The organism is Pseudoduganella aquatica (genome assembly GCF_020865585.1).
In the GTDB taxonomy this organism is placed as follows: Bacteria; Pseudomonadota; Gammaproteobacteria; order Burkholderiales; family Burkholderiaceae_D; genus Rugamonas; species Rugamonas aquatica_A.
Map to the genome: position 1 here is coordinate 6043942 of NZ_CP086370.1, position 26249 is coordinate 6070190.

The following is a 26249-nucleotide window of genomic DNA, read 5'->3' on the forward strand; positions in this document are numbered from 1 at the left end:
GCGGTTTTAGAACTCTTCCCATTCGTCGGCGGCGGGCTTGGACGCGGGCTTGGCCGGCGCCTTGACGGCGGCGCGCGCAGGCGGCAGGGCCTTGGCGGGCGGCGGACTGACCGCCCTTGCCGGCGCTGCCGGCGCGGCCTTGCGCGCGCGCGGCGGCGCTTGCGTGGCGCTGGCGGCCATGGCGCTGGCGCTGGCGCTGAGCTTGAAGGCGCTGACCACCTGGCTCAGGTGCGCGGCCTGGTCCATCATCGATTCGGCGGCGGCGGCGGCCTGCTCCACCAGGGCCGCGTTTTGCTGCGTCACCTGGTCCATCTGCACGATCGCCGTATTGACCTGCTCGATGCCGCTGCTCTGCTCCTGGCTGGCCGCCGTGATCTCGGACATGATGTCCGTCACGCGCGTGATGCTGGCCACGATTTCATCCATCGTGGCGCCGGCCTGGTCCACCAGGCGCGAGCCGGCGTCCACTTTTTCCACCGAATCGCCGATCAGGGTCTTGATGTCCTTGGCCGCCGCCGCCGAACGCTGCGCCAGGTTGCGCACCTCGGACGCCACCACCGCGAAGCCGCGCCCCTGCTCGCCGGCGCGCGCCGCTTCCACGGCGGCGTTGAGCGCCAGGATATTGGTCTGGAAGGCGATGCCGTCGATGACCGCGATAATGTCCACGATCTTGCGCGACGATTCATTGATGGAGGCCATGGTGCCCACCACCTGCCCCACCACGTCGCCGCCCCGGACGGCAATGCCGGAGGCCGACTGCGCCAGCTGGTTGGCCTGGCGCGCGTTGTCCGCGTTCTGCTTGACGGTGGAGGTCAGCTCCTCCATCGACGAGGCGGTCTCCTCCAGCGAACTGGCCTGCTGCTCGGTGCGCGAGGACAGGTCCTGGTTGCCCGAGGCGATCTGGCCGGACGCGGTGGCGATGGTGTCGGTGCCGCTGCGCACCTGGGCCACCAGCGACTGCAGGCTGCCCGTCATGTCCTTGAGCGCGCCCATCAGCTGGCCGGTTTCGCACTGCGACTTGACCTCAATCTCCTGCGTCAGGTCGCCGCCGGCCACCTGCTTGGCCACCGACACCGCTTCCTGCAAGGGACGGGCCACGATGCGCGCCACCCACAGCGCCAGCAGCATGCCCAGCACCACGGTGGCCACCAGCAGCACCACGATAATCAGGCGCGAATTGTTGTAGGTGGCGGTGGCCGCGTCGCTGGCGGCGTCGCCGCCGTCTATGTTGAGCTTAACCAGCTTGTTGAGCTGCTCGTTCAACGCGGTCATCATCTGCGCCGAGGCCCCGGTGGCCACCGCGCGCGCCGCTTCCTTTTCCCCCTTGCGCGACGCCTCCACCAGCTTGGCGTTCTCGCCGATGAATTGCTGCCACTGCGCGGCGAAGGCCTCGTACTGGGCTTTTTCTTCCGGACTGGAAATGAGTTTCTGGTAGCGCTCGGAGTCGGCCTTGAACGATGCCAGCGTATCGTTCATGCGCTTCTCGTAGGTCTCGTAGCCTTTCTCCTCACTGTTGAGGATATGGGCCAGCTGCCAGCGGCGAAAATCACCCACGTCGATGCGGATGGTCATCACGGCCTGCACGCTGGGCATCCAGTTTTGCGCCAGGTCGTCCGACGCCTGGTTGATGCGGCCCATGGCGGCGATGGCGTTGAGGCCCAGGATCAGCGACAGGATCTGCACTGCGCCGAAGGAGACGATCAGTTTGGTGGCAATTTTGAGGTTGTAGAACCATTTCATGGCATCTCCCTGGCTATCTGTCCGGAGATCCAGTATAGACCGATGCCGAATTGACTACCGCAAATCCGCACGCATTTTTTGCGCCAAGACAACAGCCCCCGGCGCGGCGATCGGGTAAGCTGGCGCTTTCCCTACACGGACCTGCAAAATGTGGAAACGACGCAGCCTGGCGCTGCTCTTGACGCTGCCCCTGATGTTGCCCTCGCTGGCCCTGGCGGACAGCCGCCCCTTCCCGCCCGACGCCAAGCGCGGCAAGATGACGCCGGCCTGGCATCCGTCGATTGTTATCGACGGCAAGACGCGCACGCTGTCGCCGGCGGCGCGCATTTTCAACCAGGACAATATGATAGAAATGCCGGCCAGCCTGCGCGGCGAGAACTTGCTGGTGAACTACCAGGAAGACAGCGACGGCCAGATCCTCAACGTGTGGATACTGACCAGGGAAGAGGCCAGCCAGCGTCTGCCGGCCGGCCAGACAGGCAGGCGGCTTACAGCAGAATAATGGCGGCGGCCACGCCGATAATCAGGCCGAACTTGGTCAGCTTGTAGGCGGTCTTGTTCCAGGCCTTGTAGCGGCGGCGGTACTGGCCGGCCACATAGGACACCTTGAACAGCTTGCTCACCAGGCCGGTCTGGTCGCCCTGCTCGTTGGGCGAGGCGGCGGCGGTCATCATGGTGCGGCCCAGCCAGCGGTTGATGGCCTGCGCCCAGCGGTAGCGCATGGGGCGCTCGACGTCGCAGAACAGGATGATGCGGTCGCTCTCGCTGCCGTTGATGGCCCAGTGGATATAGGTTTCGTCGAACATCACGCCCTGGCCGTCGCGCCAGCTGTGGCGTTCGCCATCCACGTCGATAAAGCAGCGGTCGTCGTTCGGCGTGGCCAGGCCCAGGTGGTAGCGCAGCGAACCAGCGAAGGGATCGCGGTGCGGATTGAGCTTGCCGCCCGGCGGCAGCTCGGCGAACATGGCGGCCTTGACGGTGGGGATGCCTTTGAGCAGCGCATAGGTCTGCGGGCACAGCTGTTCAGCGGACGGATGGCTGGCGTCGTACCACTTCAGGTAAAAGCGTTTCCAGCCGTTCTTGAAGAAGGAATTGAAGCCGGCGTCGTTGTTCTGTTCGGCGGCCTTGATCTTTTTCAGCGCCAGCAGGTTTTCCGCTTCGGCACGGATGATCTGCCAGTTCTGCTGCAGCGGCTCGAGTTCCTTGAACTGGTCCAGCGACAGATAGGGCTTGGACGGCACCTTGGAGAACACGTGCATGAACAGGTTGATCGGCGCCATGAACGAGGAATGGTCGAACAGCTGGCGCATGAACGGCAGCCGCACCTTGCCCCGGAAGTGGATGTGGAAAATAGCTAACAAATAAAACGATACCAGTGCCAACTTCATGGCGCCTCCAGCGTACACAATCCACCATGATATCGCCAAACGGCTTTTTCTGCGCGATCTTCGTGGGCCGTAAACTTCCGGCTACAATGCCCGGATGGCAAGAAAAACTCCCACCTTCCCCGGCCCGCAAAGTGCGCGGGCAGCCGTGCTGGCGGTGCTGCTGTCGAATAGCGACCAGACCGGCGCGGAGCCGCTGCAGGGGCGCGTCTCGCTGGCGGCCATCGTCAAGGCATTGAAACGCAAATATCACTGGCCCATCGAGGCGAGCAGCTTTCCGGCCAACAGCGGCGACGGGCGCGCCACCTGGGCCACGGTGTACAGCCTGCCGCCGGACGTGATCGCCGCCGCGCTGGCCAACGGCGGCGCGGACTGGCTGGCCAGCCGCCGCTCGGCCAGGCGCGCGGGCTGACTACTTCTTCGCCGCCTTGCTGATGGCGCGGCAGCGCGCCGTGGCGCGGTTGGCCGCATCGCAGCGCGGCTTGGCCGCTACGGCGGTCTTGCGCGCCGGCTTGGCGGGCGCCGCCTGCTTGCGCGGCTCGCGCACGGCGCCGGCCTTGGCAGGCTTGCCGGCTGTCTTCTTGGCCTTCTTGACCGCCGCCTGAGGCAAACCGGTGCGCGCACCGGTGCGCGCGGCCGTCTTCAGCTTGGCCGGAGCAGCTTCCGCCGGCTGCAACTGCAGCGCGGCGACGGCACGGCTGGCCGGAGGCGCGGCGGCGATGGTGCCGCTGGCGCTTGTACCAGCCGGAGCGGCGGAATTTGCCGCCAAAGGTGCGGCAGACAGTAGCGCCGAAGGCGCGGCGGCGGTCGCACCGGGCGGTACGGGCGGGACCGGCACCGCATGCTGCGGCTCGGACGGCGCCACCAGCGCCGACTGCACCACCGGCGGCGGCGCTATCTTCTGCACGTCCGGCGCCGGCAGCGCCTTGGCGCTCATGCCTGCCGGAGCGGCCAGCGCCGGCGGCTGGTGGCGCTGTTCCTGCGCCGTGTTGCCGATCCACACAATCGCTCCGATCAGGCCGGCGGCAAGGGTGCCGCCCAGCGCCATGGTTTTCAGCGGCAGCGGCTTCCTGGCGGGCGCATCGGCCTTGAGCGGATCGGGATCGGCGGCGAACGGATCAGGCACAGAAGCATCAGGCGCTGCTCCCGCAGGCGGGGCCATATGCGGTTCGGTATGGGCTTCGCCCACCTCGGGCCAGGCGGTGAAAACGGCCTCGGCCGGGTCCGCGCCGGCAGGCGCTGGGGCGGAGGCGGAGGACAGAGGGTCGTCCCCGAAAGTCGGTTCAACGCGCGGCGTAGTCTGCATCTTCATGGGTCTGGAATTCTGGGATATGCGCAAAAAGCGAACAGGACTCTACCACACCTGCCCGCCCGCCAGACCTCTGCGCCGCAGCAAAAGCCCGTAGTATACTGCGCGCATGACCTTATCTGCCCCACAAATCACCCTCACCCTGGCCGAACTGGCGGCGCGCTGGAACATGAGCACGCGCGAGCTGCTGGAACTGTCCCTGCCCGAGCCGCTGCCGGTGTATTTCTACTTTGACGGCCTGGTGTTCGACTTCGGCGACAAATGGCTGCGCGCCAACGGCGACGTGAAGGACGCGCAAGACCTGGAAGCCCACCAGCAGCACCTGAGCGCGCTCGACATCGACCTGCAGCGCCAGACGCTGCACAAGCAAGGCCTGCTGAAACTGAGCCAATGGGAAGAAGCCATGAGCGACGTTGAGCTGCAGCGCCAGCACGCCGAAGCCGAACGGCTGCGCAAGGAAACCACGCGCCTGAGCACGCTGCTCAAGGAGCGCAGCGAAGAACGCCAGCGCCATGTGCGCAACGGCCTGCTGCGCGCCGCGCCGCGCACGCTGCACGAGCTGGCCCGCAACGGCAGCGCGCGCTTCCCGCAATTCGCCTTCCTGCCCGCCCGCCCGGACCAGCCGTCCGACCGCCTGCTGGTGGCGCTGGAGGACGGCTTCCCCGTCCAGCAGCTGCTGACCGAGGCCGACCTGGTGGTGGCCATGCAGGACGTGACCGCTGCCGAAGCGGCCCGGCCGGGCCTCGCGCCCGCAGCCTAGTCGCTGCCCGCCGCGCGGCGGCGCTGGCCCTCCAGCCACGCGGGCGGCAGCCGGCCCAGCAGCGGATCGTCGCGCCGCAAGCTGGCCCAGCTGGCGCCGCCGTCGCCCGAGTACGACAGCATATACGGCCGCTCTTCGCTCTCCCCGCTCTGCGCGGCGGCAACCCAGATTTCCTTGTCATTCACGGCATAGCTGCTCGTCAAGGGCGCGCCTTGCGCCGGCACCCGCACCTTGCGCCAGCGCCGTCCATCCGCCGAACGCAGCAGCGTCTGCGCGGCCGAACCGGTGATCCACCAGCCGCCCGCTTTGGACGCCGCCAGTTCCACCAGCAGATCCGGATTGCCCAGCCAGGTGCTGTGCGCCACCTTGCACGAGGCCGCGTCGATCAGGCTGGCCGTGTAGCCGGACACCTTGCCGTTCATGCCCAGCTGCGTGGCCAGCCCCACCACCCCGCGCGGCGACGACGCGAACGCCACGCTGGCGTCCTTCATCGCCCGCAGCGCGGACTTGCTGCCGCCGGCGTTGAGCTTGTTCAAAGGCAGCAGGCAGTCGCGGCCCGGCGTGGCGCTGCTGCGAAAACGGTAGCCGCCCGCTTCCGGCGCCACCTGCACGCCATACGGCAAGGCCAGCACGTCGCGCCCGCCCGCCTGCAGCACGCGGCCGCTGAGCGCGTCGATCACCGTGCCGCCCACGTAGATGCGGCCGCCGTCGTCCACCACCAGCGGCGGCCAGATCCGGCCGCCCGGGCGCAATTCCAGCCGCACCGGCTCGTGCGCATGGATCACAATGCCGTGCTCGTCCTCGGTTATGCCCGTGGCGCCGATGCGGTAGTCAAACGGCACGCCGGCCATGGCCGCTGGCGCCAGCACGGCGGCGCCCAGCGCCAAAGCCAATCTCATGCGCGCGCGCGCCGGCGGGCTCGCATCGTGTTGTAGCGTGTCGCGCTTGGCCATCATTCCCCTTCCAAAGTTTGTTGCATTCTAATACTGCTTTGCATACCTACAAACTTGTTTTGCTCAGGAAACCCCACGCGCCGCTACGGCCGGCCAAACCGCTCTATACTGCTGCCATGTCAACCCTAGCCCCATTCGCGCCCACCCGCCCCTGGTGGCAGCAGGACAGCCTGCCGCGCCTGATTGCCGATCTGGCCAGAAGCGAACTGGCCGCCATGCGCCTCAGCCATGCCGGCCTGCCGCACGCGCCCTGGTCCGGTGAGCTGCATTTTGAGCGCGACCTGGGCGCCGACTCGCTGGAGCGCTTCCAGCTGGCCACAGCCTTGAGCGCCGCGCTGCGCATGGAGCAAACCGGCCTGGACGAGCAACTGCCGGCGCTGCCGACCCTGGCCGGCTGGTGCAGCATCGCGCAGGCCAGCCTGGCGCTGCAGGACGCGCACATCAGCTTCCGCACCTCGGGCAGCAGTGGTGCGCCCAAGCAATGCCAGCATGCGCTGGCGCAGCTGGAACAGGAAGTGCAGTACTGGACCGGCGTGCTGGGGCCGGTCAAGCGCATCCTCTACACCGTGCCGGCCCACCATATCTACGGCTTCCTGTTCACCGTGCTGCTGCCGCAGGCGCTGCCCGATGCGCCGCAGCTGGTCGACGCGCGCGCCACCCTGCCGGCGCGCCTGGCCGGGCTGGCCCGGACGGGCGACCTGATCGTCAGCTTCCCGGATTACTGGGCCGGCGTGGCCGCCGCCGGCCAGCCCTTCGCCCACGGCGTGGCCGGCATCACCTCCACCGCGCCCTGCCCCGACCCGGTGGCGCTACAGCTTCAGGCACTGGGCCTGGACCTGCTGCAAATTTACGGCAGCAGCGAAACGGCCGGCATCGGCTGGCGCCGCCAGGCAGGCGAGGCCTACGCGCTGCTGCCCTACTGGGACCGGACGGCGCAGCCGGGCATGCTGCTGCGCGACGGCCGGGAGGTGGCGCTGCAGGACACGCTGGACTGGCGCGGCGAGCGCGCCTTCGTGCCGGCCGGGCGGATCGACCAGGCGGTCCAGGTGGGCGGCGTGAACGTGCACCCGGCCGCCACCGCAGCGGTGCTGGAGCGCCACCCGGGCGTGGCCCAGGCCAGCGTGCGGCTGATGCGCCCGGACGAGGGCCAGCGCCTGAAGGCCTTCATCGTGCCGGCCCCCGCCGGCGCGCAGGAAGCCGCGCTGGCCGCAGAATTGGCGGCCTGGGCGCGCGCCCATTTGACTATGGCCGCGCGCCCGGTATCATTCACCTTCGGCAGCAATTTGCCCAGGACAAAACAAGGCAAGCTGGCGGACTGGATTATCGACGCCGGCAACGAATCAACCCCGGAGCAACCATGACTGAAGCAAACACCCTCACCTTTACGCAAGCCGCCCTGGGCGAGCGCCTGGACCAGCTGGACCAGGCCGCGCTGGACGCGCTGCCGTTCGGCGTGATCGGCTTTGACGAGAGCACCCGCGTGCGCCGCTACAACGCCTTCGAATCGCGCGCTGCCGGCCTGAGCCCCGAACGCGTGCTGGACCAGGAGCTGTTTACCGTCGTGGCGCCGTGCATGAACAATTTCCTGGTGGCGCAGCGCTTCGAGGACGCACAGGACAGCGGCACGGCGCTCGATGCCACCATCGACTATGTGCTGACGCTGCGCATGCGTCCGACCAAGGTGGCGCTGCGGCTGCTGTGCTCGCCCGGCTCGGCCATGCGCTACGTGCTGGTGCAGCGGCTATGAACGCCGTGGCGGACGCGCCCGACGCCGCCGAGCACGAGGCGCTGCTGCAATTTTTGTACATGGCGCCGGTGGGCCTGGTGCAGGCCGGCAGCGACGGCGCCATCCTGATGCTCAATCCGCTCTCGGCCCAGCTGCTGATGCCGCTCAGCGCCGACGGCAATCTGCTCAACCTGTTCGAGGCGCTGGCGCCGGTGGCGCCCGACCTGCGCCAGCGCTGCGCCGGCTACAGCGCGCCCAGCGGCAATGTGTGCGAAGGCATGCGGCTCTACCTGAACGGCGCCAGAGGCGGCCCTCAAGTGCTGTCGCTGACGCTGCTCAAGCTGGACGCGGCGCGCCTGATGGCGGTGCTCAGCGACATCACCGAGCAGGACAAGCGCGAGCGCCAGCTGCGCAACACCGACGCCTGGCTGAACGCCATCATGACCAATATCGCCGACTACGCGCTGGTGAGCCTGGACCAGGACGGCCGGGTGGCCGCCTGGAATGACAGCATAGGCCGGGTCACCGGCTTCGACGAAGCCGGTGTGCGCGGCCAGCCCTTCGGCCTGTTCTACCCGGCCGACGACGCCTCTGCAGCACAGCAGGCGCACCGCCTGCAGCAGGCCAACCTCAACGGCTGGCACCTGGACGAAGGGCTGCGCCGGCGCGCCGACGGCAGCCAGTTCTGGGGCAGCGCCATGCTCTCGCCGCTGCCGGGGCGCAAGCGCGACGACGGCACGCTGGCGCCGGCCGCGCCGGGCGAACCGGCCTACTGCCTGATCCTGCGCGACATCACCGACAAGCGCGCACTGAGCGAAAACCTGCGCAGCGCCACCTATGGCGACCACCTGACCGGGCTGGCCAACCGGCGCGCCTTCTTCGAAGCGGGCGAGCTGGAATTGCTGCGCCGCGCCAAGATGCCGCAGGCGCCGGTTCTGATCCTGATCGACGCCGACCATTTCAAGGCCATCAACGACAGCCACGGCCACCCGGCCGGCGACGCCGTGCTGCGCCACCTGGGCGCCACGCTGAAAAGCATGTTCCGCCAGGTCGACACCGTGGCGCGCATAGGCGGCGAAGAGTTCGCCGCCATCCTGCCGGGCGCCAGCCTGGCCGACGCGGCCATTGTGGCCGAGCGCCTGCGCGAGCGGGTGCAGGCTGGCCCGGCGATGGTCGGCGACACCGCCATCGCCTATACCATCAGCATCGGGGTAGCGGCCATGGACGACCCGGCCTGCACCCTGGCCGGCTTCCTGCAGCGCGCCGACGACGCGCTGTACGCCGCCAAGCGCGGCGGACGCAACCGCGTGGTGTGCTGGCCCGCCGAAGGGGAGTCCCAGGCATGACGAGCGAGAGCGACGACGCCTACGAGGCGCTGATCCAGTTCCTGTACCAGGCTCCGGTCGGGCTGATCCAGCTGCAGCAGGACGGCAGCATTGAAATGCTCAATCCCATGGCCTCGCAATTGCTGATGCCGGTGTCGCCGGACGGCAACCTGGCCAATCTGTTCGACGTGCTGCAGCAGCAGGCGCCGGGCCTGCGCGCGCAGTGCCAGGCCTATCCGTACGCGCACGGCGTGATTGCCGATGGCATGCGCCTGGTGCTGGGTAGCGCGGGCGCCGCGGAGCCGGGCGGGCGCGGCGCGCGGCCCGAAGTGCTGGCACTGGGCGTGCTGAAGGTGGACGCCGGGCGCATGATGGCGGTGCTGGTGGACGCCACCGCCGAAGTCCAGCGCGAACAGCGCACCCTGGCGCGCCGGCTCGACAGCGCGGCGCGCATCGACACGCTGACCAAGCTGCCCAACCGCGCCGCCGTGCGCGAACTGCTGCAGCGCATGGCCGCCCGGCCGCGCGCCGCCAGCGGCGACGAAGGCGCACTGCTGTTTATCAATGTGGACCGCTTCCGGCAGGTCAACCATACCCTGGGCAGCCCGGTGGGCGACCAGGTGATGGTGCTGATGGCCGAACGCCTGCGCGCCAGCGTGCGCTCGGGCGCACGCCCCGGCGGCGACGGCAGCGCCCAGGGCCTGGGCGAAGTGGCCGCGCGCGTGGGCGGCGACGAATTCACGCTGGTGCTCGACGGACTGGCCGGCGCCGGCGTGGCCGAGAGCATCGCCGCCCGCCTGCAACAGACGCTGGGCAAGCCCTACCGCATCGGCCTGCACGACATCAGCCTGCAGTTCAGCATAGGCGTGGTGTACCTGGGCGCGGGCGGCGCGGCCGCCGACGACGTGCTGCGCGACGCCAGCGTGGCCGTGGCGGTGGCCAAGGCGGCCGGCGGCGGCCAGACCGTGCTGTTCCAGCCGGCCATGCGCGAGCAGGCCGCGCGGCGCGGCGGCATCGAAGCGGAGCTGCGCAGCGCACTGGCCCAGGGCCAGCTGTTTACGGTCTACCAGCCGGTGGTCGGGGTGCTGCCGGACGGCGCCATCGACCGCTCGGCCGGGGTGGAAGCGCTGGTGCGCTGGCAGCACCCGGGGCGCGGCGTGGTGGGGCCGATCGAATTCATCGAGATCGCCGAGCAATCCGGCCTGATCGACGCCATCGGCGAGTTCGTGCTGCGCGCCGCCTGCCGCGACTTCGCCGCCTGGCAAAACGAGCTGGGGGCGCGCGCGCCGCGCCTGCTGGCGGTCAACCTGTCGCGCGCGCAGCTGGGCGATGCGTCGCTGTGCGACAAGGTGGCGGCCATCCTGGACGCCAGCGGCATGCAGCCGGCCCAGCTGCAGCTGGAAGTGACGGAAAGCCTGGCCGCGCAAGGGGCCGATATCCAGCAGCAGCTGCAGCGCCTGAAAGCGCTGGGCGTGAAGCTGGCGCTGGACGACTTCGGCACTGGTTTCTCCTCGCTGTCCAGCCTGCACCTGCTGCCGGTCGACACGGTGAAGATCGACCGCTCCTTCGTCAGCCTGTCCGACACCAGCCACCACCATGAAGTGCTGATCGAGGCCACCGTCAAGGTGGCGCGCAGCCTGGGCATGAGCACGGTGGCCGAGGGCATAGAAACCGAAGCCCAGGCCGCCGTGGTGCGGCGCCAGGGCTGCGACAAGGGCCAGGGCTATCTGTACAGCCGCCCGCTGCCCGCCGCCGCGCTGGCCGCGTGGATACAGGCGCGGTAGCGGCCCGCCTTACTCCAGGTTCTCGTGATAGCCGCTGCCGCCGCGCTTCCAGTAGGCGGCGGCGCGGATGGCGTGCTTGCCCAGGCCCTTCACGTTGACCAGCTCGTTGCGCACCGCCACCATGGTGGCCGCTTCGCCCGCGCACCAGGCATAGCCGTCGCCGGCGGGCAAGGTCCAGGCTTGCACGGCCGCCAGCAGCTCCGCGTCGCTGGACACCCAGCGCACATCGGCCGCCGCCTCGCCGGCGAAGGCGCGGCGGTCCGCCGCGTCGCCCACCTTGGCGATCACGGTCACGCGCGCGCCGCGCGGCAGCTCCTCCAGGCGGCGCGACATGGCCGGCAAGCCGGTCTCGTCGCCCACCAGCAGGTGCCATTCGTAGTCCACCGGAATAATGAGCGAGCCGCGCGGCCCGCCGATAGTGGCCTGCTGGCCTGGCGCGGCCTGCGCCGCCCATGCCGCGCACGGACCGTCGCCATGCAGCGCGAACTCGATCACCAGCTCGCCCGCCACCGGGTCGAAGCTGCGCGGCGTGTAGTCGCGCTTGGCGGCGTCCGGGCCGTCGCCCAGGATGAATTTAACGTGGTCGCCGAAGGACGCGCTATGGAAATCCTGCAAGGCGGGACCGCCGAAGGTGATGGCGCGGAAATGGCTGCCGATGGCGCGCACGCGCACCACTTCCACCCGGCGTATCTTCAGCTCGTGGCGCACACGCTGCACACGGCTGGCGGGAGAGTCTATACTCATATCTTTCACTTCCAATTGATTGACAATGTCACCCATCATCCCTGAATCGAATGACAATGTCAACCATTGCCGCGAGCAGCGGCAGGACGCGGTATTGGAGCTGGTCCACACCATCATGCACCAGTACAAGACCCGCCAATTCCAGGCGCTGCGCGACGGCCAGCACGAGCTGACCCATATGGAAGCGAAAGTGCTGGGCTATTTCAGCCGCCATCCGGGCGCCACGCAAAGCGATTTATCGAAGCACAGCGGGCGCGACAAGGCGCAGCTGGCGCGCCTGATCACCGCGCTGCGCGAGCGCGGCCTGCTGCACGGCGAAGCCGACGCGGCCGACCGCCGCAACACCCGCCTGTCGCTGACCGACGCCGGCCGCGCCATCCAGGCGGCAGCGCAGCGCGAGGCGGAGATCCTGAACACGCAAGCCGTACACGGCATGAGCGCCGGGCAGCAAACGGCGCTGCTGGAACTGCTGCAGCAAGTGAAGCAGAACCTGGACCAGCCGGACTGACACGGGTAGTTTCGCCGAGCGAAACAATGTATTGATCCCGGCACCCTTTTTGCCGCCCGGCGCGGCAGCTACATTGGCACCATTCAACCACGACTGGAGCCCATCATGCACACCACGTCCACCGCCGCAAATGTCCTGGCGGCCGCAGCACTCTCCCTGGCCGCGGCTATGCCGGCTGCGCAAGCCGCGCCGGTGGCCTACCGCACGGTTGCCGTGGAAGGCGTGCAGATCGCCTACCGCGAAGCCGGCGACGCCAGCAAGCCCGCCATCGTGCTGCTGCACGGCGTGCCCAGCTCGTCCCGCATGTACGACGGATTGCTGCGCAAGCTGGGAGACCGCTACCACCTGATCGCGCCGGACTACCCCGGCTTCGGCAACAGCGAAGCGCCCGACCCGGCCAGCTTCAGCTACACCTTCGACCATCTCGCGGCAGTCATGCAGAAATTCACCGACGCGGTAGGCGTCACGCGCTACGTGCTGCTGATGCAGGACTACGGCGCCCCGGTCGGCATGCGCATGGCCATTGCGCGCCCCGCCGCGATCCAGGGCTTGGTCTTCCAGAACGGGAACGTGTATGAAGAAGGCCTGGGCGCCATGTGGGCCAAGCGCAAGCCCTTCTGGGCCGACCGCGCCGCCTATGAGAAGGAGGTGGTGGCGGTGCACCAGTCGGTCGCGGCCACGCGGGCGCGCCACATCGGCGACGATCCTGCCGTGGAAGCATACGACCCTGATTTGTGGATGGACGAATACGCCTACCTGAACCGCCCGGGCCAGGCCAGGATTCAGGCCGACCTGATCTACGACTACCAGACCAATCTGGCCGCCTACCCGGCATGGCAAGCCTGGCTGAAGCAGCGCCAGCTGCCGACGCTGGTGGTATGGGGCAAGCACGATCTGGCCTTCACCGTGCCCGGCGCGCACGCCTTCCGCCGCGACAATCCGGCGGCCGAGGTCCACATCCTGGACGGCGGACACTTCGTGATGGACACCCGGCTCGACGACGTCGCCCGGCTCACCGCTGCCTTCATGGCCAGGGTGAACACCCGCTAAGCGGCAGGCAGCCTACTCCGCAGTGACCGGATCGATGATCTCCCGCACCTGCGAGATGCGGTTGGCGGGAAAGCCCCCGCGCTGGGCGTGTTCCCGCACCAGCTCTTCGCTGGGGGCGTTGTAGATGCAGTAGATTTTGTCGTCGGTGACATAGCTGTGCACCCACTGGATGGCCGGCCCCAGTTCATTGAGGACGCCGCAGGATTTGGCCGAGATTCCCTGCAGTTCCGCGCTGGTGAGCTTGCCCGCGCCGGGAATATCGCGCTCAATGACGTATTTCGGCATGATGTCACTCCTCTTGGTTAGCCTATTTAGGCTAGCCCACGTTTCAAGGATGTCAACCTGCCGCACCGGCACCAAAGGATTTTGGCGTCTCCCTGCCATCGTGAAGCAGAGCTCCTGCAGCCAGCGTCGCACGCCCGCGACGGAGAATGTTCAACGCGGCGTTCACATCGCGGTCATGCATTGACCCGCATTCGCTGCATTGCCACTCCCTTACGCCAAGATCTGCGATACCTTTCGGCCTCGTGTCCGGCAAGCGTCCGCAACACGAGCAGATCTGGGAGGTGAAACGTTCAACGACTTCCTCGAACCAGGCGCCATGCTTAACAGCCTTGTACGCCAGTTGTTGACGGAACGATGACCAGCCCGCATCCAGCACCGACTTCGCCATATGCGTCTTCGCGAGCGCGGCGGCATTGACGTTGCCAACGACGATGTAATCAAAGTCGCGCACAAGAAGGGCAGTAACTTTATGCAAGTAGTCTTTGCGACGATTGGCAACCCGCACATGAATAGCCCGAACCCGCAGCCGCTTGCGGGCACGCTGCGCAATCGCCAGCCGGTCTTCCTCGGCGCGATAGCAGGCCGGTGTTTCAATCCTGATCCCGTTGGACAGGGTTGCCAGCACCTTGAGACCGAGATCAATTCCAATGCCGCGCATAGGCAGCCTGGCCTCCGGCTCGGCTACCTCCACTACAATATTCAAGAACCAGTTGCCACGCCGATCTCGCGAAAAATTTGTACCGTCCAGTACTTTTCCCCTTCTTTGCTGGCGCCGCTCGTCAAATTGATGAGGTCGAATCCAGTTAGCCATCGGCGTCCAAAGCGCAACGCGTCGCGCTGACGGTCGTTGCAATAGTTCCAGACGAAATTAACTGTCTGTGCCTGCCGATCAAGCAAGGCAAGATGGGATTTGACGCGGTATCGGTAGACTAGCTTCATGCATATCAGACACCGGAAGTAGCGAATAGTTCCAGGGCCAAATGAAAAAAGCCAACCCCGAAGAGTTGGCTTTTTTCATTTGTCTGGTGGGCCTCCCGTGAGTCGAACACGGCACCAACGGATTCTGGTTTGTGTGACTTTCGCCACTCCCTGGACTATGCCTTCACCATAGCGTACGCCTTAGGTGGGTGCCGTCTAGTCTCTACACCTTCAACAGCGCTTTCGCACCGAAGCTTGGCTCGGCGTTGCCATCCACATTGCTGTGCTTAGGTTTCGCCGAATTTGACACCATCCCTTACGCAGTTTCCAAACGTAAGGCACAAATTTTATGAGACCCTTGAACAGCGACACAGACTAAGCACTAAGTCGTTGATTTTATAAAGATCAAGACAAATTTTGCAGGTGCCGGCCCTTCTTTTCTGGGACCAGAAGCGGACCAGACACTAGCAATTAGACCGGAGAAGGAACGGATGACGTAGCCCCCTAGCAGCGCGCGTGATACCAACTTTGACCAATTTGAGATCCGTCAGCCGAGCTTGCGTACAACAGCGCGCCACGGATGACCACGACCACCTGCGAACATGCTTTGCTCAATCTGCTCGCCGGTCCGTCCGGTGGCATCTGCCAGGCGATCCACTAGGTCGCAGAATTCGAGATAGACACTTGCAGGGTTATCGTTCTTGACGTAATTCTGCTGTAATCGTACGAGCGGCGCGGCTGGAACACATAACAAATTGGCGGACCGCGCCGTCCACTGATCCAGGATATAGCAGGCCTGGCCAGAGCACAGGAAATACATCAGCTTCGTAAAATAGGGAATCCGCATGCCAGGGACATCAGCCCGCAGCAATGCGTGGAACGCAGCCGACCGGCCACTGAGAGTCCCATGTCGCATTGCCCTGACAAGGCCCAGCCAGCGATCGCGCGCAGGCCAGGCTCGTCGGGCATTCGACACGCGCATCCCTCCCCATGCCATGATTACTAGAAAACACGCCTCGTCCGAATTGCGCTCGTTGCGGCAAAAAGCTTTTACATCTTCACGAGTTAAGGCAACATCCGGAAGGCCACTGAGCACGGCATCATCCGCCTGCACCGAAGCCCCCCATCTTCGCGGACACTTTCCCGGCCAGATCACCGGATGATCCATATGTTTTTGAAACGTAGCCCAATGCTCGACATTGAGGGTTGGTACTGCCCTTTTGTGCATCGTTTGCTCCATCTAAGGCTGGCAGAGCCAGCCCTACTATTAAAGCAGCAGAACATGACCAGATAGCGAAAAAGACCCGAGTAGGATCACTCTCCCCCGTGCCATGCATAATTTTCAAGCATACGCTACAGGGCTTTGAGCATCTCAAAACCTCCTCTACAGAACCCATCATGAGCAGCGAGTGCGCGGTAAAGTACAGCGAGCCAGTAGTTTTCGCCATACCTCTCCACAAAATCTTCCGCCGTAGTCGCGAGCTCGCTTGCAGCGCGCACTGAATCTTCATCCAGCATTAGTTAGACCTTCCCACGTCTTGTAGCACGTCAGTAATCCATGCAATATTTGAATTGCCTCGCCCCAGCTTGGCATCTCGTACCCCAATTGCCTAGTAGGGAGGTCATTTTTATTGTCATTCGAAAATATTGGCGCCAAGAACGCGTCGAATTCTATTGAATTGTCACAGTTAGCCCGGGCGAGCAACGGAGCGCCTCGGCATACAGTTCAACGAGAAAATGCCACCCTCGTCTTTGTTCCGAAAAGCCACACGGACATAGCCAGGAGCCCTCCATGCCGGGCAGGGAGTCGTTATGACAACTAGGGCTTACGAGGCAAACCTAGAAAGGCTCGCGCGTCCGCACCAATTTCCGACAATTTAATCCCCAACCCCGCGCCATAGACGGCGCGCAACGCCTTGTGTTCCGCCTTTCGCAGCTCCAGCTGGACGTCTTCAATATTGGCACACATGTCATAAGCGCCAAGGTAGCCGTCCCGCTTAGCTGCAATGGTCTGCCCTAGTGTGCGAAGCGTGACGCCCCTACTGAGCAGCTGCTTGATGTTGCTAAAGCCAAGCAACTCTTGCTTTAAGCGCAGCAACTGGTCATCTGCTAACCTCAACTCATAGCCAACCGCCGCCGGCGCAAGCTCTAGTCCCAGGAACTCGGCTGGGTGGTCAGGAGAATAGATCACCGATTTTGACCCGGGACCAAGCGCCGGGACGTCTAAGCCGATCTTGTTGAACTCACTTTTGCAGAAAGCGGCTACTTGATTGCATTCGCTTTCATCCTTGCAAAGAAAGATCAAATCGTCGGCATACCGAACAGCACTAACGCCTGACTGCTCAACTTTTTGGTCGAAATCGACCAAGAGCAGATTCGAGAAGAACGGAGACAGAGGCATTCCTTGCCGTACCCCCAGCCCGCGCTTAATTCCGAGCTTGGCGATGTCGGTTGCTACTGCCCGACTGGGCGAATCAACTTCACATCCCAGCGCGGCGAACAGCAAGGCATGCAATGAACGCTCCTTGATCAGCTTCTTGATGGCGTTTTGCAGATCGGTACGGGGGATTGAATCAAAGAATGCGGTAATGTCTGTCTTGTATACCCAGGATCGTTCACGGCGCGACGTGCAAGCGATGTCTGCCGCCATGTGAACACTGCGCCCCTTGATAAACCCGAAGCTGATGTTATTCGCCAGCTTAACGGCATACTTGTCTCCGAGGTACCCAGCCAACGCACCTTGAACGATCCGATCCCGTACAGTCGGAACACAAATCAAGCGCTTTTTGCCACTCGGTTTGGGGACCAAGTACGGCTTCAAAAGGGAAAATGAAAACTTACGCTCACGGATGTCCCGAGCCAGACGAACGAGATGACCCTTAGCATCAAGATGGAAGTCATTAATCGACTGGCCATCGACCCCGGTGGTGTTGCGGGAAAGGAGTTTTGTTTTCTTGTAGAGATGCTTCCACACAGCACTCAGCGTCGCGTGGGAAAGTACTTGGTCGTATACAGTCGAGCCCATTTCAGGTGTGCCGCTGGCGTTGAAGCCCCCCGAGCCAGCGGAAAAAGCCACCGTCGGCAGAGTCTTGGCTGAGAGCCTCTTGCGAGTCGTCCAAGCCGCTGACACCGCCGCTAACGCTCACGCGATTGCTCGCCTTTGCGCCATTTTGCCGCATGGTAACGTGCAGCGCAACCTGCATAGATGCATGAGGCACACCGTCCACCCAACCACCAGCCGCCGAAATGCGAATCATACTCGTTTGCATTCTCAACACCCCCAGTTCACTACAACAATTGAACAAAAAGCACGCGGTAGTCGCGATTAACAGCCATCGCTTCCACCAAGACGGGGCAGAATGCGAAACGTTTTCACGCTTCGACGTTCGCGGCGCGCCCGCGCCTATGCTCCTTGACCGCCCCGCACGTTTCTTATTCGCCTTCCCAACTAAATCGGGAGTAGAAGACGAAGCACCACGCCAGCCACCGTCGGCAGAGTCTTGGCTGAGAGCCTCTTGCGAGTCGTCCAAGCCGCTGACACCGCCGCTAACGCTCACGCGATTGCTCGCCTTTGCGCCATTAGGCCGCATGGTAACGTGCAGCGCAACCTGCATAGATGCATGAGGGCGCTACCACTCGGCAATTTTACCTCAAGTCAACCGGCGATACGCATGTCTTACTTGAGGTCCGGATTGCGGGCGGAGAGATAGTCGCAGCATTGCTTTAAGAGCGCGCGAGCAAAAGCCTGATCATCAGGTCGGAGGGCCGCCATCCAGGACGTAATGACAAGTGACTGATCATCAGGCTGGTTAGGTTCCTCTGCCAACAACTCAGCTACCGTCGTCGCCAAAACAGCAGCCATCCGCTCAAGCGTCACCAACGAGGGCATATGCTTGGCGCGCTCGAAGCGTGAGACGGTTTCAGTGTCCAAGCCCAATCTCTCGGCGACCTGAGCTTGCGTAAGCCTGATCGCATGACGCCGGGCAGTCATATTCCGCGACAGCCGCACGGCCAGGTCACTTGCTTGTGAAGCCGGATCGGCAGGCTCTGAAATGTTCTTGGCAACCATAAATGTCGGATTGATATTCGACGTTTATTGTTGATGCAAGCCAACGTTTATGACAGAATCTAATTCACCGACTCGCAAGTCAACAGATTACACCGAGTTCGAATCGCGGATCCATCTTCACCTCCATATCATTTCCGCGATGGACGCTGATTGAAGCGGCCAGGACAGCGATCAACACACAGAGTCCCCCCTACCGGAGCTTGGAAAAGGAGCAGGTTATGCAAGTCCTCATAGGGCTAGCAATCATCATCACGATGGGCTGGCCAGCAATCAAGTTCATTCTCGGACTCCACTATGGGTTCTGGATGCTCATCGCGGCAATCCTCATCTGGCGAGCTTGTCTCAAATGAGGCGCCACAATTCCAACTACCAACAGATTCTCAAAGGAACCATCTCCACATGAGCGACGAAGACAACGAAAGAACCAACCCCCTTATGGGGATCTACTCCCTCGGCGTGATCGGCTGTACAGCCGTGATGTATCCGCAGGATGGCTTCTGGCTGTCCCTCGCGGAATCCCTCATTTGGCCGGTCTACGTCGGCATCTGGATCTCCGACAAGGTCAAGTAACACACCGCTGCACACCGGTCAGCCTTCGCTGATCGCCCCCCCTCCGCAAGTCCTTAGCGCCCCCATGACCTATCGGTCATGGGGGCTTTTTCATTTCTTCACGCAAATCAGGAGTTCAACATGACCAAGCAATCCCCCCCTGGCAAAGCCGCCGCGACGCCCACCGAGCCCACCACCACTGAAGCATCGGATGCACAGAGCAGCGCCCAGTTCCAGGCGCCGCCACCGATCTGGCTTCTGAAAACAGCCAAGGCAAGCAAGGTAAGCAAGTACGCCGAAGGCAGCATCGAATATCAAGTGATCGCCGACGTTGACCGCACCACGCTGCTCATCGCCATCACCGGCAACCAGGGCGGAGGGTACTTCAGCCGCGAGCGCGTGCCGTTTCCGAAAATCGAGGCATGCGTCAGCAAATGCGACGTCAGCACACCCTTTCCCTCCAGGGCGCTCAAGGACGCCTTTGTAGGCCGCAGCAGTAACAACGCCGGCTTCATTGTGGCGATCCTCCGTTCGGAAGGTCTGCTGGGACCAGCGCCGGACGCAGAAACGCAGCACATCATCACGGGCGACTGGGCTGCGTGGAAGAAGACCATGCTGGCCGAGGCGGGCACGCTCATCGAGCCAGTCGATCCTGCAGCCAGCACCCAATCACCTCCCGAAGCGGAACACAGCAAAACACCAAAGCAGAACACCGCAAAAAAGGCATAACCGCCTTGGCCCACACACCCACGAAAGGATGACACATGAATTCCTCACAGCAGAATTTCACGATCATCGTGAACTGGAAGTCCAAGGGCTTCGGCTGCGCCAAGGCCTGCACCTAGCATCCCGGAGAGCGGTGTCGCACAAGTGTGCGTAACGCATGGTCATCATTGGCGAGCTATGACCCAGCGCCGACTGGATCACGAACAGCGACACCCCGTTCTGCGCCATGACTGATGCGTAGGTATGACGCAGGTCGTGCACGCGCATCCGTTCGATGCCGGCCTTTTCCAGCAATCGCTGCAAGCACTTGTCGATGTTGTACACGGGTCGGTCATCAGCAAGGCTTTTCCCTGGAAAAATCCACTGGCTCTGACCATAGCTCGGTAGCCCCTCCAAAAGCATGCGGGCCTGCGCACTGAGCACGATATGCCGGGATTTGCCCGACTTGGTTTGAGGCAGATGCATCAGCCCACGCCCAAGGTCCACCTGCCCCCACTTTGCGCGCAGGGCCTCGTTACGGCGCAGCCCGGTCAGCAGCAAGAACTTGATCCCGGCGACACCGTAGCCGTGACTGTCACCCTCCATGGCCTGGAACAGCCGCGCGATTTCATCACTGGTCAGGAAGCGCTCGCGCGCCCGCTGCTCACGGAATTTGGCGATGCCGTAGCAAGGGTTCTTTTCGATGATGCCCCAGATTGTGGCCAGCTTGAGCATGCGCGCGATCAGCGACAGGATGCGGTTGGCCGTGGCCGGCGTGCGCGACTTCGCCACCTCGCCAATGAAGGCCTGGATCTCGCGCGTCGATATTTCCGACAGCTTCTTGTGGCCGAAGCGCGGGATCAAGTGGTTCTTCAGGCGGTGGGCATCGTCCTTGTGCGAGCGCTTGGTCTGCCTCGCCATCGGCATGTACTCACGCTCAGCGAACTCGGCGAAGCTGGGCATGGCCTTGAGTTCGTCCTTCTCGCCTTGCGCGTCTTTTCCCATGTCGAGCATCGAACGCATTTCGCCGGCCCGCTTGCGGGCGGCGGCGAGATCGGTAGCCGGGTACTCGCCGATTCGGGCTGCGCGCTTGCGCCCGTCGAACGTGTACCGCCAGAACCAAAATTTTCTGCCGCCCTTCGTAACTGATAGGCGCAACCCGGTCACGTCGGCATCACTGACCTCGTAAGCCTTGGACGCGGCATCGGCCGGGCAAGGGGGCAAGCGATCCAAGTCGCGCTGTGTGAATCGGAATTTTCGGGCAAGTGTCGCCATTGTCGGCCTCCGTATTGATGACAAAAGAAAGCCCGCATTCGGCATAACCGAATGCGGGCAGGAAGTTGATACGTGGGGGGTGGGGTTGAGCGTTTTCAGAGTTCTTGAGCATCGAGGCAACGAGCGTTGCCCGTTGCCCAAGAACCCTTAGAAATCAAGATGCAATGCGGAGCAGACAAAGGTAACGAGCAGTGCAGCCTACGTCGTCCGTTCCATTTCCGTTTTTCCTGGCGGTCACACAGAACACCGCAGGTATTGAATTTCTAGGAAAGTTCGAGGTCCGACGAGCAGACACCCGAACGGGTCGCGCTCAGGAAAATGATATCGATTTGAGCGAGTCAGGCAGGGCCGTGTCACTCCTACTCCACTTTTTTATGGAATGCTTGTCGCAATTTTATTAAATGCAACACACAAAGCCATCGGGGCAAGAAAAATCCGCTCACAGCCAGGCGAACGGCGGGGCGGCCCATTTGACGGGCCGCCTCACGGTCACAGCTTTGGCTGGCAAATGTAGCGCCCTACCCGCAGCACCGTTTCCTCGTGTTTGTTAGCATAATGGATACCCAGTATGCCACCGTCATTGGCTGTCAGATATCGCCACCCCCCATCGTCAAGCGCGATTTCCTTGAATTGCTCGCCATCCTGACTAAGGTAAATGCCCATGTCGTTGCTCCTAGTGAACAGGCTCACGTCGTTCAACTGAAAATGCTCGTCAACATGCAGCGTCGCCTCCTGGAGCTGCCAGTCATAGCCCTTGACCGATACAAGGATTTCACCGGAGCAGAAATACCTTAACTTGCCGTCCAGTTGTGTAATAATCGGGCGATCAGAGCCGTAAAAAGATCTGCTGCTATCCCAGTCGCTGGTTTGCCACGATTTGCCGGCGCCAAAATACTTCACAAACGGCGGGTTCTCAGGCTTCTTCTTGTTACGAATATAGGAACTGTCGTATTCGCAGAAAGCGAGCAGCGCGTTGCCCCCCGGCAGCGAGCAGATTGTTTTTACTCCGGCACCTTCAGGAAGTTGCGGCGTGTGCTCCCACGGCTGCCACGGGCCATCTAGCGTCGGGGCGCAAAACACCGCCAGCGTGTAGTAAGTGCCGGTGTTGGTGGAGTCGCTGAAGAAACCTTTTTCAGTATAAGAGTATTTCTTCCTTTGCGAGGTTGCCCACAGCCATACGCCGTTAAAATACACGAGATTTTCATAACCCTGATTTTTGTATTCGCCGTCGGGGCCGGTGCTGTGCTGCCAAACCAAGGCATCACTTGAATAATAACAACCCTGCTCCCGCGTTCCCTCCCTGAGCGCACGGTTTCTGACGATCCACAGGCCATTGACGACATCGATCTTGTCCAGCCAGATCTTGAACTGCGGCAGATCGAGCTGGATTTTCTGCCAGACCACACCGTCTTCACTGCGGTACACCACTTCATCGGAATTAATGCTGGCGACGATCACCCATATCTTGCCGTCCGTTTTGATGTGGGTAATGTGCTGCGGATCGCACGGTGGATTGTCGACCTGCCGCCAATCGATTCTGAACAGGTGCTCCTGTCCATCCTTGACAAGGACGACGGACTGTTTTTCCAGCTTCTCCTGCTCTCGTTTGCGCTGGGATTCGGCACGCTGCTTCTCTCTGAGCGCAAGCACGGATTGATCGAAATCGCCCGCAACGAAGAACTCAATTTGCTTCACAACATTGCCGCAAGCACCGTCAAACGAATTCAGCGTCCCCTCGAGCTTATCGTAATAAAGCTGGAACTGATCGCCCCAGTCCTCGTTCTCCGCCGAATTATCCAGATCAAAATCGCTGTAACCAGTATCGTCCTTGAACTCGAAAGCAGAAATACTCCAACGGGAAATCACACTATTTCCTAGGGACAGCGCGGAACTGTGCTCCGAAAGGAAAGCTACGGTCTTCTCGCGAAACTCGTTCAGTCCAGCGAGCGCAGATTTACGCCCCTGGGCACACAAGGTGGAAGCAGCTTTCTCCGCCAGATTGTCCATGAAACTGCCGTCGGAGTAGCTGAAAAAGTACGCGTGCTCCATGCCTCTACGATACACTTCGCTCATTTCTAAGAGCAGGCGCGTGTTCGCCCAGCTTGCCGCCTGAAGGCGTTTCAGCGGCTCTGCGAAGAATGTTCCGAAACGCAGCTCGCGGTAACGGACCACATTCTTCCAGGCCTGCGTGGACGGCGTCAATTTGAGCGCAAGCTCCAGCACCTTGGACTCATCGCTGTCACCGATAATCGCCAGCAGCTGCGGCAGGCATTCCTTCAACTGGGCGGGCTTGAGGATGCCCAGTATCGATTTGATCTGGGGGCTTTCAACCGGCTTGCCATCCAATGCCAGCAAGAAGAAGACATCGAGCAGCCAAGTGAGTTTCTTATCCTCGTCGTCCAGCAATGCCTGCATCGCTGGCTGATAGTCATTCAGCTTGCGCGGATTGTCGGCCAGCCTGAGGATCTCCTCGCGCACATCGGCCTGGCCCGCCTTCGCGCCCAACAAAGACAGGAACTCCCGTGCCGGCGCTTTAAAGGATGCGGAAGTCTCAACGCATAAGGCGAACAGCAGCAAATAATCGCGCTTCGATTGGTCACTAGCGCCACTGTCGAAATAGGTGTGCGCATGAATTTCCGGCAATGCGGAAAACAGTATCACCGGCTCCTCCTCCTGCTGCAGCGCTTCGGCGACTGGTTGCGGCGCGGCGTTCAAGCCGTGCTGGTCCTTGTAGACGTCAATCGCAAGCTGGGTGGCTCCGATGATTTCGCACATCAGATGACGGATGCTACAGGCAGTGGTCAGGCCTGAAAACTCCTTGCCAAAAAATTTGGATATTATTTTTTCGCGTGCTTCGTCACTGTTGCACAGTTGCTCATCAGCGATCAGGTCGGTAATGCGTTCATATTGATCGGACAGATAATAAAGCGCATTGAAGCCGATGCCAGAAATATTCTTCTGCAAGAAATCAGACTCCACCGCGTATTCATCGAACGAGACCGCGATCAGGCTGCGGTACTGCTCAAGGCCAACGATATCGATCTGATCGATAAGTTCGCTGATGAAGTCCAGCAGCTTGATCTCCTCGTCGCAATTCACATCCAGCTTCTCAAGCGTAGTGACCAGGTAATTGCTGACATCGCGCTCCGTGAACAGCACATGCTGATGGCTGCGCTGGAAATCGTAGGTCAGCCGCAAAATCAGTAAGTTCTTCGGCATCGATTTGAAGCGACGCTTGTTCGCTTCGATATTCAGCGCCCAGCTGACGAACTTAGCATTGTTTTCCAGATGTCGCAGACGGTGGTCGATTTTATCAATGGCATGCTCAAGGAAATCACGGGTCTCGATGATGTATTCATTCATCATTCCCAGATTGTTGCGGATGACCGCGATACTTTGAGCATTAATCAGATTCTGCTGCTGCAACTGCTGCAGATAGTGCCATGCAAACTTTTGCATCTGCAGCATGTCCGACTGGTTCAGCTGCTGATTCTCGCTGGTCTTGCCGCTGATGGCATTGGCAAGCCGTTTAAAGAAGCCTGCTCCGGATTGCTGGGCCAGCCGCTCCTGGCTGGTCGCCACCAGCTTCGAGGCGTCCATCGCCAGTTGCTGCGTGACGGCGGCATTTGCCTTGTGCTTGCTAACCAGCGCATTGATAGCGTCCTGCTCCACACTTCCCAGCGAGGCCTCAAAGATCTGATTTTGTTCAGCGACGGATGCGTCATTCATATTCATACCTCAGAGGTTGTTAATTTTGTCTTTCAGTCGTGCGCTTTGGGACTGCATTGTCTTGACTTGTTGCCCAAAGTGGCGCTCGGACAAATACAGCGACTTATGGAATCCCGCGTAGTATTCCTGAGAAAGCTGCAGATACTGCAATGTGTCGTGGGCGGCGATGCCGCTGCCGACCACCTGTTCCGTATTTGTCAGCGTGAGCCTAAAATTTTTCTCAATATGATTGTCCAGCGCTATGCTCATCGCGATCGACGTGATCATGCCGCCCACCAAACTGCCGATGAATGCGCCCACAGGCCCACCCAGTGCGCCGATCGAAGCGCCCACCGAGGCGCCGACCACGGCGGCTCCAGTCTGGAACAGATTTTTCCCGGTGCGGGTCTCCAGTTCTTCACGACTCATCTTGCCTGCAACGAACAACACCAAGCATTGCACGGCATCCACCGCGCAGATAGCCGCACCGGCCACCGCGCCGCCGGCGAGGCTGCTCTTGAATGCCGAACCGGCAAACAACTGAGGCAGCGAGCGCGCCGCGATGCTGACACTGGCGGTCGCCGCGCCGGCCTTCAACGCGGCATCGCCGGCCGCAATCACCGTGTCTTTCAAAATAAGGTGGGCAGCCTGCTCCGCGCTGATTTCGCCATTCCGTACCTGCTGGATGTACTGGAAGGAATTGATGCAGCCAGCGGTGACGGCGGTGATGATCGCTGCGGCCTGGGCTGCCTTCATGCTTTGCTGTAGCGTGGATTTGTTCAGGTAGTCATTCTGCATCTGCTCGTGCAGATCTTTGCCGGCCTCGGAGCCGCTGCCCAGTTGCTCGGCTTCGCCCTTGCTCAACGGGGTTGACTGGGCGCCGTCCACATCAAGCTGGGCGCAGGTGTTGTCGCGCACCTTCTCCGCCGCGCGCGCAACTCCCGGGCGCGTTTGCTGATTCTTCAGCACCGTCTTTTGGGCGGACGTGCGGATGCCGTCAATCTGATCGGATGGTCCCAGGAACAGATCGCTGTTTTCGTATTGGTGCACGCCATCCCTGGTGGAGCGAAATGCCTTCTGCGTCGCGTCAGCATCCTTGAAGTATTTCAATTGGGCGCCCAAGACACGCTGGCCATCCTTCATTACGACGATATCGTGCAATGTATCGTTGCGCGCCAACGGCGTATTGCTGAAGTTATCAGTGAACGCGCGTACATCCTTGTTCTTCAGGATGGCATCCAGATTGAAGGACTCGGCATGAAAAACTTCCGAAGCGAATCCCCCTTTGATAGCGCTATTTTGTGCGGTCATGGAAATCCCCGCCATCATGGTATTAGCCGGATTGATTTGCGCTAACATCTGACCGATTTGGTCTGCCGCACGCGCGGTCCAGATCGGACAGGCGCTGATCGAGGTGCGTATCGCTTTTTTGTGTTCATCATTCATGCTGACTCCT

At 62.2% G+C, this 26249-nt stretch carries 23 protein-coding genes and 1 pseudogene; 11 read left to right on the forward strand and 13 right to left on the reverse strand.

What is annotated here, in order from left to right:
* Positions 1-6: 6 nt before the first annotated feature.
* Positions 7-1740, reverse strand: a complete 1734-nt coding sequence (locus tag KT882_RS26875; protein ID WP_228893760.1) for a methyl-accepting chemotaxis protein — start codon at positions 1738-1740, stop codon at positions 7-9.
* A gap of 148 nt (positions 1741-1888) precedes the next feature.
* On the opposite strand from KT882_RS26875, the gene KT882_RS26880 reads away from it, so the two are divergent.
* Positions 1889-2242 carry a hypothetical protein gene (locus KT882_RS26880; RefSeq protein ID WP_228893761.1) on the forward strand — a complete coding sequence of 118 codons (354 nt, stop codon included), beginning with the start codon at positions 1889-1891 and terminating at the stop codon, positions 2240-2242.
* Here KT882_RS26880 and lpxO read toward each other — a convergent pair.
* Entirely contained in the window at positions 2229-3128 is a 900-nt protein-coding gene (gene lpxO / locus KT882_RS26885; protein ID WP_161073895.1) for a lipid A hydroxylase LpxO, read from the reverse strand. The genes KT882_RS26880 and lpxO overlap by 14 nt on opposite strands.
* 94 nt (positions 3129-3222) lie before the next feature.
* Between lpxO and KT882_RS26890 the strand changes: the two genes are divergently transcribed.
* A complete protein-coding gene (locus KT882_RS26890) occupies positions 3223-3537 on the forward strand; it encodes a hypothetical protein (protein ID WP_161073896.1) in 315 nt (104 codons plus the stop codon).
* On the opposite strand, the gene KT882_RS26895 is transcribed toward KT882_RS26890, so the two are convergent.
* Positions 3538-4437, reverse strand: coding sequence for a hypothetical protein (locus KT882_RS26895; RefSeq protein ID WP_228893762.1), 900 nt, complete (start codon positions 4435-4437; stop codon positions 3538-3540).
* A gap of 106 nt (positions 4438-4543) precedes the next feature.
* On the opposite strand from KT882_RS26895, the gene KT882_RS26900 reads away from it, so the two are divergent.
* Positions 4544-5194 (forward strand): hypothetical protein, encoded by a 651-nt coding sequence (locus tag KT882_RS26900; RefSeq protein WP_161073898.1) that lies wholly within the window; start codon positions 4544-4546, stop codon positions 5192-5194.
* On the opposite strand, the gene KT882_RS26905 is transcribed toward KT882_RS26900, so the two are convergent.
* Positions 5191-6150 carry a beta propeller repeat protein gene (locus KT882_RS26905; protein ID WP_228893763.1) on the reverse strand — a complete coding sequence of 320 codons (960 nt, stop codon included), beginning with the start codon at positions 6148-6150 and terminating at the stop codon, positions 5191-5193. The two genes, KT882_RS26900 and KT882_RS26905, sit on opposite strands and share 4 nt — an antisense overlap.
* Positions 6151-6263: 113 nt before the next feature.
* Here KT882_RS26905 and KT882_RS30705 point away from each other — a divergent pair, with 113 nt between their 5' ends.
* From KT882_RS30705 to KT882_RS26925, 4 genes are read left to right on the forward strand one after another with little or no spacing between them, the layout of a single operon-like run.
* Entirely contained in the window at positions 6264-7508 is a 1245-nt protein-coding gene (locus KT882_RS30705) for an AMP-binding enzyme (RefSeq protein ID WP_267478626.1), read from the forward strand.
* Positions 7505-7894: a phosphonate transporter gene (locus KT882_RS26915; protein WP_161073901.1), complete on the forward strand. Its 390-nt coding sequence runs from the start codon at positions 7505-7507 to the stop codon at positions 7892-7894. The genes KT882_RS30705 and KT882_RS26915 overlap by 4 nt, the downstream gene beginning before the upstream one ends.
* Entirely contained in the window at positions 7891-9219 is a 1329-nt protein-coding gene (locus KT882_RS26920; protein ID WP_161073902.1) for a sensor domain-containing diguanylate cyclase, read from the forward strand. The genes KT882_RS26915 and KT882_RS26920 overlap by 4 nt, the downstream gene beginning before the upstream one ends.
* A complete protein-coding gene (locus tag KT882_RS26925) occupies positions 9216-10982 on the forward strand; it encodes a putative bifunctional diguanylate cyclase/phosphodiesterase (RefSeq protein ID WP_228893764.1) in 1767 nt (588 codons plus the stop codon). The genes KT882_RS26920 and KT882_RS26925 overlap by 4 nt, the downstream gene beginning before the upstream one ends.
* 9 nt (positions 10983-10991) lie before the next feature.
* Here KT882_RS26925 and KT882_RS26930 read toward each other — a convergent pair whose 3' ends face one another.
* Positions 10992-11726 (reverse strand): siderophore-interacting protein, encoded by a 735-nt coding sequence (locus KT882_RS26930; RefSeq protein ID WP_228893765.1) that lies wholly within the window; start codon positions 11724-11726, stop codon positions 10992-10994.
* 25 nt (positions 11727-11751) lie between these two features.
* Here KT882_RS26930 and KT882_RS26935 point away from each other — a divergent pair, with 25 nt between their 5' ends.
* Together KT882_RS26935 and KT882_RS26940 are read left to right on the forward strand one after the other, a co-directional pair.
* Positions 11752-12234, forward strand: a complete 483-nt coding sequence (locus KT882_RS26935; protein WP_161073905.1) for a MarR family winged helix-turn-helix transcriptional regulator — start codon at positions 11752-11754, stop codon at positions 12232-12234.
* A gap of 105 nt (positions 12235-12339) precedes the next feature.
* Positions 12340-13284 (forward strand): alpha/beta fold hydrolase, encoded by a 945-nt coding sequence (locus KT882_RS26940; protein ID WP_228893766.1) that lies wholly within the window; start codon positions 12340-12342, stop codon positions 13282-13284.
* A 12-nt stretch (positions 13285-13296) separates the two neighbouring features.
* Here KT882_RS26940 and KT882_RS26945 read toward each other — a convergent pair whose 3' ends face one another.
* The 5 genes and pseudogenes from KT882_RS26945 to KT882_RS26965 form a co-directional block, all read right to left on the reverse strand.
* Positions 13297-13569 (reverse strand): DUF4242 domain-containing protein, encoded by a 273-nt coding sequence (locus KT882_RS26945; protein WP_161073906.1) that lies wholly within the window; start codon positions 13567-13569, stop codon positions 13297-13299.
* A 52-nt stretch (positions 13570-13621) separates the two neighbouring features.
* Positions 13622-14508: pseudogene (locus KT882_RS26950) on the reverse strand (RNA-guided endonuclease InsQ/TnpB family protein).
* A 526-nt stretch (positions 14509-15034) separates the two neighbouring features.
* A complete protein-coding gene (locus KT882_RS26955; protein WP_228893767.1) occupies positions 15035-15715 on the reverse strand; it encodes an 8-oxoguanine DNA glycosylase OGG fold protein in 681 nt (226 codons plus the stop codon).
* 591 nt (positions 15716-16306) lie between these two features.
* Entirely contained in the window at positions 16307-17512 is a 1206-nt protein-coding gene (locus KT882_RS26960; RefSeq protein WP_228893768.1) for a reverse transcriptase domain-containing protein, read from the reverse strand.
* A gap of 651 nt (positions 17513-18163) precedes the next feature.
* Positions 18164-18556, reverse strand: coding sequence for a helix-turn-helix domain-containing protein (locus KT882_RS26965; protein WP_228893769.1), 393 nt, complete (start codon positions 18554-18556; stop codon positions 18164-18166).
* Positions 18557-18955: 399 nt separating this feature from the next.
* Between KT882_RS26965 and KT882_RS26970 the strand changes: the two genes are divergently transcribed.
* Together KT882_RS26970 and KT882_RS26975 are read left to right on the forward strand one after the other, a co-directional pair.
* The gene (locus KT882_RS26970) at positions 18956-19126 is read left to right on the forward strand and encodes a hypothetical protein (RefSeq protein ID WP_228893770.1); all 171 of its coding nucleotides are present in this window, start codon (positions 18956-18958) and stop codon (positions 19124-19126) included.
* Between the two features lie 120 nt (positions 19127-19246).
* On the forward strand, positions 19247-19834 hold the full coding sequence (locus tag KT882_RS26975; RefSeq protein ID WP_228893771.1) for a hypothetical protein: 588 nt from the start codon (positions 19247-19249) through the stop codon (positions 19832-19834).
* Positions 19835-19897: 63 nt separating this feature from the next.
* On the opposite strand, the gene KT882_RS26980 is transcribed toward KT882_RS26975, so the two are convergent.
* The 3 genes from KT882_RS26980 to KT882_RS26990 form a co-directional block, all read right to left on the reverse strand.
* The gene (locus KT882_RS26980) at positions 19898-21085 is read right to left on the reverse strand and encodes a tyrosine-type recombinase/integrase (protein ID WP_228893772.1); all 1188 of its coding nucleotides are present in this window, start codon (positions 21083-21085) and stop codon (positions 19898-19900) included.
* A gap of 489 nt (positions 21086-21574) precedes the next feature.
* The gene (locus tag KT882_RS26985) at positions 21575-24814 is read right to left on the reverse strand and encodes a hypothetical protein (RefSeq protein WP_228893773.1); all 3240 of its coding nucleotides are present in this window, start codon (positions 24812-24814) and stop codon (positions 21575-21577) included.
* A gap of 9 nt (positions 24815-24823) precedes the next feature.
* Positions 24824-26239, reverse strand: a complete 1416-nt coding sequence (locus tag KT882_RS26990) for a glycine zipper family protein (protein ID WP_228893774.1) — start codon at positions 26237-26239, stop codon at positions 24824-24826.
* Between the last annotated feature and the right edge of the window lie 10 nt (positions 26240-26249).